This window comes from Pseudomonas sp. ICMP 8385, assembly GCF_002699915.1.
GTDB lineage: Bacteria > Pseudomonadota > Gammaproteobacteria > Pseudomonadales > Pseudomonadaceae > Aquipseudomonas > Aquipseudomonas gessardii.
Window position 1 is genome coordinate 46,273 of the sequence record NZ_LKBY01000109.1, and the last position, 14,941, is coordinate 61,213.

Genomic DNA, 14,941 nt, shown 5'->3' on the forward strand with positions numbered 1-14,941 from the left:
GCCCGCTCCCACATTGGAATACATTTCAAATGTGGGAGCGGGCTTGCCCGCGATGGCGCCCTATCAAGCAACCAATGACTTAAGCCGGAACCGCCTTGGCCCTAGGCTCCCGTTCCCAGACCCGATGCAGGGCAATCGCCGCAATAAACGCCTTCAACGCCTTGGCATCCCCGCCCACAATCAAGCCCGCATCAGCCTCCAGCTTCAACACCGCCAACAACTGCTTCGCCTCACCGGCCAAGGCAATCGCCTTCAAATGCTTGTAGGCCTCCAACAGGTAATGCAACGCCACGCCATCGCTACTCAAGGCCTGGATCGACTTCGCCCCACCCGGCACAAACACCGCGTCGAACGCCACCGACGGCAAGCCTTCCATCGAGGCATCCACCGCCAGGTGCTTGCCATCGGCCGTGGTTACTGGCGCCGAGGTCGGCCCCAGCAGCTTGGCATGGGCGCCTTCCTTGGCCAGCGCCTTTTGCAACGCGGCGATGGCTGCCCCATCCACACCATTGGCCGCCAGGATCACCACCTTGCGCGTCTTGATATCCCCCGACAGCAGATTGGCCTGGCTCAAGGCCGGCGAGCGTTCTGGCGCGGTCTTGCGCACTGCCACGGTGCCTTTTTTCGGCGCCGGCAGGCCGAGGTTCTGCGCCACGCGCTTGGCCAGCCCCAGATCGATATTGGCCAGGATCTCATTGACCTGGCGCGCCCGGATAAACTCACGCTCGACCTTGCCCAGCTCAAAGCTGTAGGCCGCGATGATGTGCTCCTGCTCGTGCGGGCTCATGCTGTTGAAGAACAGGCGCGCCTGGGAAAAGTGATCGCCGAACGACTCGCTGCGCTGGCGGACCTTGTGCGCATCGACGCGCTCTGGATAGCTTTCAAAACCGCCATCCTGCGCTGCCGGCGGGGTTTCCTTGGGCCAGCCGCCATCAATCGAGTTGGGCTCATAGGACGCACGCCCCTTGTCGATGGTCGAGCGGTGCATCGCATCACGCTGGCCGTTATGGAACGGCACTACTGGCCGATTGATCGGCAACTCATGAAAGTTCGGGCCACCTAGACGGCTGATCTGCGTGTCGGTGTAGGAAAACAGGCGACCTTGCAGCAGCGGATCATTGGAAAAGTCGATACCCGGCACGATATGCCCTGGGCAGAAGGCTACTTGCTCGGTCTCGGCAAAGTAGTTGTCCGGGTTGCGATTGAGCACCATCTTGCCCAGCGGCATGATCGGCACCAGCTCTTCAGGGATCAGCTTGGTCGGGTCAAGGAGGTCGAAGTCGAACTTATGCTCGTTTTCTTCGGGAATGACCTGCACCCCCAACTCCCATTCGGGATAGTCACCACCCTCGATGGCCTCCCACAGGTCACGCCGGTGGAAGTCGGTATCCTTGCCTGCCAGTTTTTGCGCCTCATCCCACACCAGCGAACAGGTGCCCACCGTAGGGCGCCAATGAAACTTGACGAAGTTGGACACCCCTTTGGCATTGATCAAACGAAAGGTGTGCACACCAAACCCCTGCATGCTGCGCAGGCTTTTCGGGATCGCCCGATCGGACATGGCCCAGATCACCATATGCGCCGACTCCGGCACCAGCGACACAAAGTCCCAGAACGTATCGTGGGCCGAACCGCCCGTGGGCATTTCGTTATGGGGCTCGGGTTTTACCGCGTGCACGAAGTCCGGGAACTTGATGGCGTCCTGGATAAAAAACACCGGCATATTGTTGCCAACCAGGTCGAAGTTGCCCTCTTCGGTGTAGAACTTCACCGCAAAGCCGCGTACATCGCGCACGGTATCACCTGAGCCGCGTGGCCCTTGTACCGTGGAAAATCGCACGAATACCGGGGTTTTATGCCCGGGATCCCGTAGGAAGCCAGCCTTGGTCAGTGCTGAATGGTTCTCGTAGGACTGAAAGTAACCATGGGCCCCCACACCGCGGGCATGCACGATGCGCTCCGGGATACGCTCATGGTCAAAGTGCGTGATCTTTTCACGCATGATGAAATCTTCCAGCAGCGAAGGGCCGCGAGCGCCGACCTTCAAGCTGTTCTGGTTATCGGAGACTTTCACCCCCTGGTTGGTGCGCAGCGCCTGGCCAGTGGCGTCGGAACGGAATTTTTCCAGGCTGTGCAGCTTGGCATTGGTGTTGCCACGGTCCAGGGTGTCGGTGCCTGCAAGCGCGCTCTTGGGTGGCGCGACGGGTTTCTTGGTGCTCATCAGTCAAAACTCCTCGTTTGCGTAGTCCAGGGCGATCCCTGGCCCGTTTGAGCAAAACCCCGGGCACGGCACCCGGGAAGTCGAGTTGCTTATGTAGTGACTGATGGGGGTTTTTACCGTTCCTTTTTTATGACCTTTGATCGCGTTATTGCCAAATCGCTGGTTGAATACGAAATAAATGCTAAGAAACACTATACGGACAGGCTAAAATGCGCGCCCGGCTAACCGCTGATCCCTTTTCAATGCGCCCCACAAGGTTCGCTACGTGATCGAGTTTCATAACGTCCATAAAACCTACCGGGTCGCCGGCAAGGATATCCCCGCACTGCACCCCACCAGCCTGCGTGTCGAGAACGGCCAGGTGTTTGGCCTGATCGGCCACTCCGGTGCAGGAAAAAGTACCCTGCTGCGCCTGATCAATCGCCTGGAAGAGCCTTCGGGCGGCCAGATCAAGGTCGATGACGAAGACGTCACCGCCCTGGATGCCAACGGCCTGCGCCGTTTCCGGCAGCAGGTCGGGATGATCTTCCAGCACTTCAACCTGCTGGCCTCCAAGACCGTCGCCGACAACGTGGCGCTGCCACTGACCCTGGCGGGCGAACTGTCGCGCCGCGAGATCGATGCGCGTGTGGCCGAACTGCTGGACCGGGTCGGCCTGGCCGACCACGCCAAGAAGTACCCGGCGCAGTTGTCCGGCGGCCAGAAACAGCGCGTCGGCATCGCCCGCGCCCTGGCCACCAAGCCGAAAATCCTGCTGTGCGACGAAGCCACCAGTGCCCTCGACCCACAGACCACCGCCTCGGTCCTGCAATTGCTGGCCGAGATCAACCGCGAGCTGAAGCTGACCATCGTGTTGATCACCCATGAAATGGACGTGATCCGCCGTGTCTGCGACCAGGTCGCGGTGATGGATGCCGGGGTGATTGTCGAGCAGGGCCCGGTGGCCCAGGTGTTCCTGCACCCCACGCACCCGACCACCAAGCGTTTTGTGCAGGAAGCCGAGCAGGTTGATGAAGGCGAGCAGCGCGATGTATTCGCCCATGTACCAGGCCGCATCGTGCGCCTGACGTTCCAGGGCGAAGCGACCTACGCGCCCCTGCTGGGCACCGTCGCCCGCGAAACGGGTGTGGACTACAGCATCCTCGCCGGTCGCATCGACCACATCAAAGATACCCCTTACGGGCAACTGACCCTGGCCATCACCGGCGGTGACATGGAAGCGGCGTTCGCGCGCTTTACCGCCGCCGATGTGCACATGGAGGTCCTGCGTTAATGGACGTGCTACTGCATTATTTCGACAACGTCGACTGGGCCGATATCTGGGTGGCCACCAACGACACCCTGCTGATGCTCGGCACCTCGCTGTTTTTCACCGTGTTGGTGGGCCTGCCATTGGGCATCCTGCTGTTTCTGTTCAGCCCACGCCAGTTGCTGGAGCAAAAAGCCACCTATGCCGCCCTGGCCTTCGTGGTCAACGCCATCCGTTCTCTGCCGTTTATCATTCTGCTGATTGTGATGATCCCGACGACCGTGTTTCTCACGGGCACTTCGCTGGGCGTGGCCGGCGCGATTCCACCGCTGGTGGTCGGCGCTTCGACGTTCTTCGCACGGCTGGTGGAAACCGCCCTGCGCGAGGTCGATCGCGGCATTATCGAGGCGACCCAGGCCATGGGCGCGACCACGCGGCAGATCATCACCAAGGCGCTGCTGCCCGAGGCCAAACCCGGCATCATTGCGGCAATCACCGTGACCGCCATTGCCCTGGTGGGCTACACCGCCATGGCGGGTGTGGTGGGTGCTGGTGGCCTGGGTGACCTGGCGATCCGTTATGGGTACCAGCGCTTCCAGGATGACGTGATGATCGTCACCGTGGTGATGTTGATTGTGCTGGTGCAGATTCTGCAAACCATCGGCGATAAGCTGGTGACCCACTATTCTCGAAAATAACGGCCATGGCCGGCCACCGCCGGCAAATGCCCGAACAAGGAGCTTGTTGGATGAAAAAACTACTGGTTGCTTTCGCCGCGGTTGCCGCGTTTTCCGCCCATGCCGCCGAGACCCTGACGGTCGCCGCCACACCGGTGCCGCACGCTGAGATCCTTGAGTTCGTGAAGCCGGCCCTGGCCGCGCAAGGCGTGGACTTGAAGGTCAAGGTGTTCACCGACTACGTGCAGCCGAACGTACAAGTGGCCGAGAAGCGCCTGGACGCCAACTTCTTCCAGCACCAGCCGTACCTGGATGAGTTCAACAAGGCCAAGGGCACCCACCTGGTGAGCGTGGCCGGCGTGCACCTGGAGCCACTGGGCGCCTACTCCAGCAAGTACAAGACCCTGGCCGAGCTGCCGAACGGCGCCAACGTGGTGATCCCCAACGACGCCACCAACGGCGGCCGTGCGTTGCTGCTGCTGGCCAACAAGGGCCTGATCAGCTTGAAGAAACCGACCGATATCCTGTCGACCATCAAGGACATCACCGGCAACGAAAAAGGCCTGAAATTCCGCGAACTGGAAGCCGCCACCCTGCCGCGCGTGCTGACCCAGGTCGACCTGGCGCTGATCAACACCAACTACGCCCTGGAAGCCAAACTGGACCCGTCCAAGGATGCCCTGGCGATCGAAGGCAACGACTCGCCTTACGTCAACATCCTGGTAACCCGCGAGGACAACAAGGATTCGGATGCGGTGCAGAAGCTGGTCAAGGCCCTGCACACTCCAGAAGTGAAGAAGTTCATCAACGAGAAGTACAAAGGCGCGATCCTGCCGGCGTTCTGATCTGAAATACGCTCTCTGAAGCCGAGCAAAGCAAAGTGTGGGAGCTGGCTTTCCTGCGATAACGGTGGGTCAGCACCCAAGGGGCTGGCTGCCCTGCCGCTATCGCAGGAAAGCCTGCTCCCACACTTGATCGGTGTTGTCAGCTAGTTGCGCTGCAACAACCCCGGCAACTGCGCCACCAGCTTCTGGTTATTCAACGGCGCACGGATAAACCCACGCTGGGCACCATCCGGCCCGATCAACGCCAGATTGCCGCTGTGGTCGACGGTGTAGTTCGGCTTGCTGGTATCCGCCGGGATAAACGGAATGCTCACCGCATTCGAGACCTTCTGCACATCCTCCACATTCGCCCCGGTCAACCCTGCAAATTGCGGATCGAAGTAGCTCAGGTACTGCTTGAGCTGGGTCGGGGTATCGCGGTGCGGGTCAACGCTGACCAGGATCACCTGCAGCTTATCCACCACGTCCTTGGGCAACTCGCTCTTGATCTGCCGCAGCTGGGCGAGGGTGGTCGGGCAGATGTCCGGGCAGAAGGTGTAGCCAAAGAACAGCACGCTCCACTTGCCCTTCAACTCATTGACCAGCACCGGCTGGCCGTCCTGGTTGGTCATGGTCACAGGCGGCAGCTGGCGGCTTTGCGGCAGCAGGATAATCCCTGCGTCGACCAACGCCGTAGGGTCGCCCTGGCCTTTGCCAGACAGGACTTTGTTGACGGTCAGGCCCATGATCAACGCCACCAGGGCCACCAGGATAAAGACAGTTTTTTGAGTTCGAGTCATAGGTTCAACAATAAGTAGTGGTCTACGAGCAGGGCGATAAATAGCAAAAACAGGTACCAGATAGAGTACTTGAAGGTATTGATCGCCGCGTGCGGCCGACTGCCACGGTACAGCACCCAGGCCCATTGCAGAAAGCGTGCGCCCAAAACCAGCGCACAACCCAGGTACAACAGCCCGCTCATGTGGATCACATAGGGCATCAGGCTCACCGCCAGCAGCGCGAAGGTATAGAGCAGGATATGCACCTTGGTGTAGTGCTCGCCGTGGGTTACCGGCAGCATCGGGATATCGGCCTTGGCGTATTCCTCCTTGCGATGGATGGCCAGGGCCCAGAAGTGTGGTGGGGTCCAGGCAAAGATAATCAGCACCAGCAGCAACGGTTCGGCACTCACATGCCCGGTGACCGCCACCCAGCCGAGCAACGGTGGCGCCGCGCCGGCCAGGCCGCCGATCACGATGTTCTGCGGCGTCGCCCGCTTGAGAAAGCCGGTGTAGATCACCGCATAGCCCAGCAGCGAGGCCAGGGTCAGCCAGGCCGCCAAGGGGTTGGTAAACGCCAGCAACAGGCCCAGCCCGGCCACTGCCAGCGCCAGGGCAAATATCAGCGCGGCGGCCGGGGAAACCCGGCCTTCAGCCAGCGGCCGCTTGTGGGTGCGCGCCATCAGTGCGTCGATGCGCCGGTCCACCACATGGTTGACCGCCGCCGCGCCGCCGGCACACAGGGCAATCCCCAGGTTGCCGAAGATCAGCACCGGCCACGGCACCCCGGCGCGGGTGGCGAGAAACATGCCCACCAGCGAGGTGATCAGCATCAGCACTACCACCTTGGGCTTGGTCAGCTCCAGGTAGTCGCGCCAGATCGCCTGGCTGTGACGTGCGCCAATCAAGGTCGCCATGGCATCTCTCCTTTAAGAGTAATCAGGCCCGAGACGTGTTTGCGCGGGCTGAAGCGCCAACCGAACGGCACCTGATGACGGACCCGCACCAGGCTGGTACGGGCGTGGTAATTGACCAGCACCAGGGTCAGCAACAAGGCTGCACCGCCGGCGTTATGGGCGACCGCCACCGGCAGCGGCAAATGAAAGTACACATTGCTCAAGCCCAGGCCGATCTGCACGGCCAGGGCGGCCAGCAGCAGGCCCGCCAGGCGGGTCATGCCCACCGCCTTGAGCTGCCAGGCCAGGCCCAGCAGCGCCACAGTCACCACCAGCGCGCCCAGGCGATGGGTCAGGTGAATCGCCGTGCGTGCATCACTGTCCAGTTGCCCGCCCAGGTAGTTGGGGCCGATATGCTGGGTCAGGTGGAAGCCATTGGCAAAGTCCGCCGCCGGCCACCACTCGCCATGGCAGGTCGGCAAGTCGATACAGGCCACCGCCGCATAGTTGGAACTGACCCAGCCACCCAGGGCAATCTGCCCGATCACCAGCACCAGGCCGGCCGTGGCCCAATACTGCAAGCGCCGGGGTACGATCAGCGCCGGCAAGACCCCGGACAGGCGCAGGGTCAGCAGAAACAACAGGCTCAAGGTGGCGAAGCCCCCCAGCAAATGCCCGGTGACCACCTGCGGCCACAGCTTGAGGGTCACGGTCCACATGCCAAAGGCCGCCTGGGCGAAGACCACCGCCAGCAGGAACAACGGCAGCTTCAAGGGTTGCCCCGGATGCCGCCGATGGGTCCAGGCACGGGTGGCCAACAGCGCGATCAACAGCCCCAGGGTGCCCGCCGCATAACGATGGATCATCTCGTTCCAGCCCTTGTCGGCCTCCACCGGCGCGTCGGGAAAGTGCAGCTCGGCATGGGCCAGTTGGGCCTCGCTTTTCGGCACGCTGATAAAGCCATAGCAACCCGGCCAGTCCGGGCAACCGAGGCCGGCATGGGTCAGGCGCGTGTAGGCGCCCAAAAGCACCACAATCAGCGCCAGCAGGGTGGCAAACAGCGCGAGGCGAAATCCAGGTTTGGCCATGACGATGCCCTTATCCGATATTCGACAGTTTCAGCAGGTGGCGCAGGTCGTTGAGCAGGTCCTTGCCCTTGACCCGGGCGTCGTAGCGCAGCACCAGGTTGCCGTGGGGGTCGACGATCCACAGTTGCGCATCACCCGGTGCGGCAGCGTTCTGCTTGAAAGTCGGCAGGTCCAGGGGCAAACGCTGCAACTGCGGATACTCGGCCTGCAACTTGGCCTCATACTCGGCGCCGACCGGCTGCGCACTGGCCAGGGCATGGCTGGCGCGGGACGCATCACGCCCCAGGCCGATCTGCAGTTGGCGCGCAAGGTAGACCAACTGCCGGCAATCGGCGGCGCAGGCCGCAGGCGCGGTGACCAGCAGTTGCCAGCGCTGCTCGTCGGCCTGCACGCCGATATCGGCGCGGGTCTGGCCATTACCGATCATCTCGCCATGATCGCTGCGGTTGTCCGGCACCCAGAACTGCAACTTGTACATCAGGGTCGCCAGCACCATCGGGCCGATCACCATCAGCAGGATCAGGATCAGTTGCCAGCGCCCCTTGCTGCGATTGGGCGCCGCCGGCGTGTCAGACATGTTGAGTGGATTCATGGCCGCTCCCATGGTGCTTCTCCCTTGCGTTGTGCCAGCCGAGGTAGAGGTAAAGGCCCAGCAGCGCCAGCGCCATGGCGAACCACTGCACGGCATACCCCAGGTGTTTTTCCGGCCCCATGGCCACTACCGGCCACTGGGTTTCATAGGTCGCGGGGCCCGCTTCGGCCCGCAGCTCAAAGGCAAACCCGCTACGCTCCAGCTCGGCCCACAACACCTGCGGGTGCAACGCCGTCAACAGGCGCGGCCATTGCGCGGCTGCCGGGTCGGCATGCAACTGGAACGTCTCGCCGGGGGCGACATACACCCAGGCGTTGATATTCAAAGGCTGGTCCGGGGTGGTGAAGGCTGGCGGCGTGCGCCGATCCGGCCACGGTAGCCAGCCGCGATTGAGCAGCAGCCACTGGCCGCTGGCCTGGTCATGAAAGGGTTGCAACAACTCGACGCCCGCCTTGCCGTCGCGCATGCGGTTATCCAGCAGCACGCTGTGCCCGGCGTCGAACTGCCCGCGCAACTGCACCCGGCGAAAGGCCGGATCCGCCACTGTCTCCAGTTGCACAACGCTGATGGGCTGCGCCGCCCGACGCTCGGCGTAGCTCTGGAGCAGCGCCTGTTTTTCCTGGCCACGGGACACTTGCCAAAAACCCAGGAACACCATCAGCGGCAGCAACACCAGCACCACCAACGTCGGCGCAATCCCGGGGCGAAAGCGTTTCATGGCGTTACCACGAAGGTCGATGCTGCGCTGGCTATACTGAATCTCATTGCCCGCCCCTCAAAATAAGAGCCCTGGAGCCTGACCATGCTCAAAGCCGCCATTGCCCTGATGCTGATCGCTACCGTTGTGAGCCTGTTCAGTGGCTTGTTCTTCCTGGTCAAGGACGAGGGCCACTCCAATCGCCTCGTCACCGCCTTGACCGTGCGTGTGGTGCTGGCCGTGATCACCCTGGCGCTGATCACCTGGGGGTTCTTCAGCGGCCAACTGGTGTCCCACGCCCCCTGGTAAGGCGCTACAGCACGTAGACGAAGAAAAACAACCCGATCCACACCACGTCGACAAAGTGCCAATACCAACTGGCCGCCTCGAAACCGAACTGATGCTCGGCATTGAAATGCCCCTTGAGGATGCGCATCAGCATCACGAACAAAATGATCGTGCCGATGGTCACGTGGGCGCCGTGAAAGCCCGTGAGCATGAAGAATGTCGCGCCATACACCCCGGAGCCCAGGGTCAGGCCCAGCTCTTTATAGGCGTGGATATATTCCTCGGCCTGGAACCCCAGGAACGCAACCCCCAGCAACACGGTGAGCGCCAGCCAGATCTTCAGCGCGCCGCGATGGCCCTTGCGCAGGGCGTGGTGGGCGATGGTGATGGTCACGCTGGAGCTCACCAGCAAGATGGTGTTGACCAGCGGCAGGCCCCACGGGCTGATGGTGCCTTCCGGCGCCGGGAACAGCTTGGGGTCCGGGTTGTTGAGCAACGGCCAGGCGAACTCGAAATTGGGCCACAGCATATGGGCAATGCCCTTGGACCCTTCGCCGGCCAGCCATGGCGCCGACATGTGCCGCACATAGAACAGCGCGCCAAAGAACGCGATAAAAAACATCACCTCGGAAAAGATGAACCAGGTCATGCCCCAGCGGAACGAGCGGTCCATCTGCGCGCTGTACAACCCGGCGCGGCTTTCCTTGATTACCGCGCCAAACCAGCCAAACATCATGTAGGCCAGCAGCAGGCTGCCGACGAAAAAGATCAGCGGGCCGTGGGATTCCGGGCGGGCCGCCTTGAGGTCGTTGAACCATACACCCAGGCCATACACGGTGATCAACAGCCCAAACGTGGCAATTATTGGCCACTTGCTTTGCGCTGGTACGTAGTACGTATCATGAGTCGACATGTATCCGTTCTCCTAATCGAGCCCGCAGGCACGCCTAGCCGCCGGTATGGACAGCCACGGGCGGTTGGCGCGCAGTGATATCGAACAGCGTGTACGCCAGGGTCAAATGCTTCACATCCTTGGGCATGTCGCGATCGACAATGAAGCGCACCGGCATCTCGATGCGCTCTCCCGGTTGCAGCACTTGCTGGGTAAAGCAAAAACACTCGGTCTTGTGGAAGTACATCGCCGCTTCGGCCGGGGAAATACTCGGGATCGCCTGGGCCGTCATCGGCTTGTCGGTGGGGTTGAAGGCCACGAACACCATTTCGTTGACCGCGCCGGGGTTGACCACAATCTCGTCGGCCTTGGAGTGGAACTCCCAGACCATATCGATGGCATTGGTCGACAGGAACTGCACCCGTATCTGGCGCGACGGGTCGACCACCTGTGAGCCTTCGTACTGCCCGGCGGTCTTGCCATTGATGCCGAAGGCCTTGCACATCACGTCGTAGATCGGCACCAGGGCAAAGCCGAAGGCGAACATCGCCAGCACCAGGATCAACAGGCGCGTGACCAGGCGGTTGAGGGGCACGGAGTCAGCCATGGCGCCCACCTGCTCTTGGCTTTTCTGTGGGCTTGCCTGCGATGAGGGCTTCAAGTGCGCGGCGGATTTTGAGGCCGTCATCGCGGGCAAGCCCGCTCCCACAGGGCGGCGGCGGTGTTTTCATGACCGGGCTCATTTGACCTCCGGCGGCGTGGTGAAGGTGTGATACGGCGCTGGCGAAGGAATGCTCCACTCCAGCCCTTCGGCGCCATCCCACGGCTTGGCCGGCGCCGGCTTGCCGCCACGGATGCACTTGATCACGATAAACAGGAAGAAGATCTGCGTGGCGCCGAACATAAAGGCGCCAATCGACGACACCATGTTGAAGTCGGCGAACTGCAGGTTGTAGTCCGGCACCCGGCGCGGCATACCGGCCAGCCCCACAAAGTGCATGGGGAAGAACGCCATGTTCATGCCCACGAACGACAGCCAGAAATGCAGCTTGCCCAGGGTTTCGTCGTACATATGGCCGGTCCATTTCGGCAGCCAGTAGTAGGCCGAGGCGAAGATCCCGAAGATTGCGCCGGGCACCAGTACGTAATGGAAATGCGCCACTACAAAGTAGGTGTCGTGGTACTGGAAGTCCGCCGGGGCGATGGCCAGCATCAGCCCGGAAAAGCCGCCGATGGTGAACAGGATCACAAAGGCCACGGCAAACAGCATCGGCGTCTCAAAGGTCAGCGAGCCTTGCCACATGGTGCTGACCCAGTTGAACACCTTGACCCCGGTGGGCACCGCGATCAGCAGGGTGGCGTACATGAAGAACAACTCGCCCACCAACGGAATACCCACCACGAACATATGGTGCGCCCACACGATAAACGACAGGAACGCGATGCTCGCCGTGGCGTAGACCATCGAGGTGTAGCCAAACAGCGGCTTGCGCGAAAAGGTCGGGATGATCGAGCTGACGGCGCCGAAGGCCGGCAGGATCATGATGTACACCTCGGGGTGGCCGAAGAACCAGAACACATGCTGGAACAACACCGGGTCACCGCCGCCAGCAGCACTGAAGAAGCTGGTGCCAAAGTGGATATCCATCAGCATCATGGTCACGCAACCGGCCAGCACCGGCATCACCGCAATCAGCAGGAAGGCGGTGATCAGCCAGGTCCAGACAAACAGCGGCATCTTCATCAGGGTCATGCCCGGGGCACGCAGGTTGAGGATGGTGGCGACCACGTTGATCGCGCCCATGATCGAGCTGATACCCATCAGGTGGATGGCGAAGATAAAGAACGTCACGCTTTCCGGGGCGTAGGTGGTGGAGAGCGGGGCATAGAAGGTCCAGCCAAAGTTCGGCCCGCCGCCCGGGCTGAACAGGGTCGAGACCAGCAGCAGGAACGCCGCCGGCAGCAGCCAGAAGCTGAAGTTGTTCATGCGCGGCAGGGCCATGTCCGGCGCACCGATCATCAGCGGGATCATCCAGTTGGCCAGGCCGACAAACGCCGGCATCACCGCGCCAAACACCATGATCAGGCCATGCATGGTGGTCATCTGGTTGAAGAACGCCGGCTCGACGATCTGCAGGCCCGGCTGGAACAGCTCGGCGCGGATCACCATGGCGAACGAGCCGCCGAGCAGGAACATGGCGAAACTGAACCACAGGTACATGGTCCCGATATCTTTGTGGTTGGTGGTCAGCACCCAGCGCATCAGGCCCTTGGCGGGGCCGTGGGCGTGGTCAGCGGCATGACCGTGGTCATCGATCACAGTGCTCATGGCCGTTCTCCTGCAAGCGGATGGGTAGGGCGATTCAGGGCATACGCAATGAAGAGGCTCATTGGCTTTGCGCCTGTTTGATGGCCAGCACGTCTTTAGGCGTGACCATGTCGCCTTTGTTGTTGCCCCAGGCGTTACGCTCGTAAGTCACCACCGCTGCAATATCGACTTCCGACAGTTGCTTGCCGAAAGCCGCCATCGCCGTGCCGGGCTTGCCGTGGTAGACGATGTTCAGGTGGTCTGCCGCCGGCCCAGTGGCGATTTTCGAGCCTTTGAGCGCCGGGAACATCGGCGGCAGGCCCTGGCCTTCGGCCTGGTGACAGGCCACGCAGGTGGTGTGGTAGACCTTGTCGCCACGGGCTACCAGCTCTTCGAGCGTCCACTCTTTGGAGGTCAGCTCCTTGAGCTTGGCAGCCTCGACCTTGCGCTCGTCGAGCCAGGTTGCGTAGTCGGCCTTGGACTTGACCTCGACCACGATGGGCATGAACCCGTGGTCCTTGCCGCACAGCTCCGCACACTGGCCACGGTAGATCCCGGGCTTGTCGACCCGGGTCCAGGCCTCGTTGACGAAGCCGGGGATGGCATCGCGCTTGACCGCAAACGCCGGCACCCACCAGGAGTGGATCACGTCGGCGGCGGTCACCAAAAAGCGCACCTTGGCGCCCACCGGCAGCACCAGCGGCTGGTCGACTTCCAGCAGGTAGTGTTCGCCCTTGGTAGCCTGGTTATGAATCTGCTCGGCGGGGGTGGCCAGGTTGCTGAAGAACTCGACGTCCTGGCCCAGGTATTTGTAGTGCCACTTCCACTGATAGCCGGTGACCTGGATATCGATATCCGACTCACTGCTGTCGTAGATGTTGATCAGGGTCTTGGTCGCCGGAACAGCCATGGCGACGAGGATCAGCAAGGGCACTACGGTCCAGAGAATCTCCACCGTCGTACTTTCGTGGAACTTGGCCGCCACCTGGCCCGTGGAGCGGCGATGCATAATCATCGACCAGAACATGGCGCCAAACACGATGATGCCGATCACCACACAGATCCAGAAAATGGTCATGTGCAGGTCGAACACGGCGTGACTGACTTCAGTGGCCCCTGGTGCCATATTCACCGTCCAGGCGGCTTGCGCCTGGCTGAATACTGACCACAAGAGTAAGCCCATCCAAACATGTGGATGTCGCGTCATTGCGGGTTCCCCTTATCGTTCTTGTTATCCCGCCGGTTTGCACCTGCGGCCAAGGGGGCGGCTTCCAAACTGCTTACATCCGCCAAGCCTTGCCTGCCTAAATGCAGTTGGGCGTCATCAGCTAATTGCGTACAAACCCGAGTATAGACAGCGACTGCGACCCCGCAATGTATGAGGGCAAATCAGTAAAAAGAGACGAACGGCGCTGGATGACCCGCAGATTTAGGGCCTATCCGACGAACGATGGCTATTCGATATAACCACGGCGCATAACCATGAAATAATTATGACAAATGCATCTTAGGGGCTCGTATAAACGAGCTACCTTATGCAATCCCCTTTCCTACGCCCGTATTCCTGGAGCTTTCATGAACACCGCCGCATTGCGCGAGCAGATTTCCCGTGCCCATCAACACGAAGCGTCCACTGGCCAATTGGCCAAACAACTGGACGCACAGTTACCGCACCTGCACTCGGCCATTTCCCTGGCCGAGGGTGACCGTAATGCCGTAATGACGCGCTTCGTCACTGCCTACATCGATCAGGTCCCGGACCTGCTGGATGCCGCCAACGACGTGGCCCGGGAAGCCGGGATCGAAAGCCAGATCAAGCCCGTACTGAAAATCGCCGAGCATTTCTTTCTCCAGCCACCGGCCATCCTGGCCGCCCATGAAGGCCTCAACGGCCTGCTGGACGAGGCCTACCTGGCCCATCGGCTGGTGGAAGAAGTAAACGATTTGTATATCAAGCATTTCGGCCAGCCGTTGATTCCGGCGGATACCACCGTTGCCAACGTGATTGCTCACCAGTTGATCGGCGAAGCATTTGCCAATCAGTTGGACGAAGCCGTGCACCTGGCGGTGGATGAAATGCTCAATGAAGAAAGCTTCGCCCTGGAGTCCGTCGAGGCCTATCGCGACCAGCTCAAGAGCCCGGCAACGGAAGCCGCGTGGAAGCGCTGGCCGTGCCTGTCGCGCCAATTGGGCGTGGAGTTGGAGCTGGATCAGCCGGCCTGAGTTTTCCTGCCAGGCATAGAACAAATGTGTGCGGGAGCCGGGCTTGCCCGCGATAGCATCACCGCGGTGTAACTGATACACCACGGTGCCTGCATCGCGGGCAAGCCCGGCTCCCACACAAGCCCGCTTGTGTCTTGATCTGGGAATAAACTCTGAGGTGAGAGGGGTGGATGGCAAGCTGTAAGTCCGCAGTGCTAGAAGCACGAG

General features: G+C 61.3%; 14 protein-coding genes and 1 pseudogene. 5 read left to right on the forward strand and 10 right to left on the reverse strand.

All coding sequences use genetic code 11. The features are described from left to right. Positions 1-79: 79 nt before the first annotated feature. Positions 80-2,221 (reverse strand): catalase HPII, encoded by a 2,142-nt coding sequence (gene katE, locus AO268_RS19460; protein ID WP_099169553.1) that lies wholly within the window; start codon positions 2,219-2,221, stop codon positions 80-82. 265 nt (positions 2,222-2,486) lie between these two features. Here katE and AO268_RS19465 point away from each other — a divergent pair, with 265 nt between their 5' ends. Genes AO268_RS19465 through AO268_RS19475 form a run of 3 tightly spaced genes read left to right on the forward strand, consistent with a single transcriptional unit; the run spans position 2,487 to position 4,992 of the window. Beyond that, positions 2,487-3,494: a methionine ABC transporter ATP-binding protein gene (locus tag AO268_RS19465; protein ID WP_099169554.1), complete on the forward strand. Its 1,008-nt coding sequence runs from the start codon at positions 2,487-2,489 to the stop codon at positions 3,492-3,494. Next, positions 3,494-4,168 carry a methionine ABC transporter permease gene (locus AO268_RS19470; protein WP_099169555.1) on the forward strand — a complete coding sequence of 225 codons (675 nt, stop codon included), beginning with the start codon at positions 3,494-3,496 and terminating at the stop codon, positions 4,166-4,168. Before AO268_RS19465 ends, AO268_RS19470 begins: the two co-directional genes overlap by 1 nt. Positions 4,169-4,218: 50 nt before the next feature. Further along, positions 4,219-4,992, forward strand: a complete 774-nt coding sequence (locus tag AO268_RS19475; protein ID WP_099169556.1) for a MetQ/NlpA family ABC transporter substrate-binding protein — start codon at positions 4,219-4,221, stop codon at positions 4,990-4,992. A gap of 143 nt (positions 4,993-5,135) precedes the next feature. Here AO268_RS19475 and AO268_RS19480 read toward each other — a convergent pair whose 3' ends face one another. The 5 genes and pseudogenes from AO268_RS19480 to AO268_RS19500 all read right to left on the reverse strand — a co-directional run bounded on the left by AO268_RS19480 (position 5,136) and on the right by AO268_RS19500 (position 9,044). After that, complete coding sequence (locus tag AO268_RS19480; protein WP_099169557.1) at positions 5,136-5,771, reverse strand: SCO family protein; 636 nt, start codon at positions 5,769-5,771, stop codon at positions 5,136-5,138. Continuing rightward, positions 5,768-6,667, reverse strand: coding sequence for a heme o synthase (cyoE, locus tag AO268_RS19485; RefSeq protein ID WP_076963359.1), 900 nt, complete (start codon positions 6,665-6,667; stop codon positions 5,768-5,770). The genes AO268_RS19480 and cyoE overlap by 4 nt, the downstream gene beginning before the upstream one ends. Positions 6,668-6,679: 12 nt before the next feature. Next, positions 6,680-7,734: pseudogene (locus tag AO268_RS19490) on the reverse strand (COX15/CtaA family protein). 10 nt (positions 7,735-7,744) lie between these two features. Continuing rightward, positions 7,745-8,338: a hypothetical protein gene (locus AO268_RS19495; RefSeq protein WP_076963406.1), complete on the reverse strand. Its 594-nt coding sequence runs from the start codon at positions 8,336-8,338 to the stop codon at positions 7,745-7,747. Next, positions 8,304-9,044 (reverse strand): SURF1 family protein, encoded by a 741-nt coding sequence (locus AO268_RS19500; RefSeq protein ID WP_099169559.1) that lies wholly within the window; start codon positions 9,042-9,044, stop codon positions 8,304-8,306. Before AO268_RS19500 ends, AO268_RS19495 begins: the two co-directional genes overlap by 35 nt. Positions 9,045-9,128: 84 nt before the next feature. Here AO268_RS19500 and AO268_RS19505 point away from each other — a divergent pair, with 84 nt between their 5' ends. Next, positions 9,129-9,332, forward strand: coding sequence for a twin transmembrane helix small protein (locus tag AO268_RS19505; protein WP_017528731.1), 204 nt, complete (start codon positions 9,129-9,131; stop codon positions 9,330-9,332). A gap of 4 nt (positions 9,333-9,336) precedes the next feature. Here AO268_RS19505 and AO268_RS19510 read toward each other — a convergent pair whose 3' ends face one another. From AO268_RS19510 to coxB, 4 genes are all read right to left on the reverse strand, one after another. Further along, a complete protein-coding gene (locus tag AO268_RS19510; RefSeq protein ID WP_029290317.1) occupies positions 9,337-10,224 on the reverse strand; it encodes a cytochrome c oxidase subunit 3 in 888 nt (295 codons plus the stop codon). Between the two features lie 34 nt (positions 10,225-10,258). Continuing rightward, on the reverse strand, positions 10,259-10,810 hold the full coding sequence (locus AO268_RS19515; RefSeq protein ID WP_099169560.1) for a cytochrome c oxidase assembly protein: 552 nt from the start codon (positions 10,808-10,810) through the stop codon (positions 10,259-10,261). A gap of 132 nt (positions 10,811-10,942) precedes the next feature. Continuing rightward, complete coding sequence (gene ctaD, locus AO268_RS19520) at positions 10,943-12,532, reverse strand: cytochrome c oxidase subunit I (protein WP_029290313.1); 1,590 nt, start codon at positions 12,530-12,532, stop codon at positions 10,943-10,945. Between the two features lie 58 nt (positions 12,533-12,590). Beyond that, positions 12,591-13,718, reverse strand: a complete 1,128-nt coding sequence (gene coxB, locus AO268_RS19525; RefSeq protein ID WP_076963354.1) for a cytochrome c oxidase subunit II — start codon at positions 13,716-13,718, stop codon at positions 12,591-12,593. Positions 13,719-14,086: 368 nt separating this feature from the next. Here coxB and AO268_RS19530 point away from each other — a divergent pair, with 368 nt between their 5' ends. After that, positions 14,087-14,734 (forward strand): hypothetical protein, encoded by a 648-nt coding sequence (locus AO268_RS19530; protein WP_076963353.1) that lies wholly within the window; start codon positions 14,087-14,089, stop codon positions 14,732-14,734. The last annotated feature ends 207 nt before the right edge of the window (positions 14,735-14,941 follow it).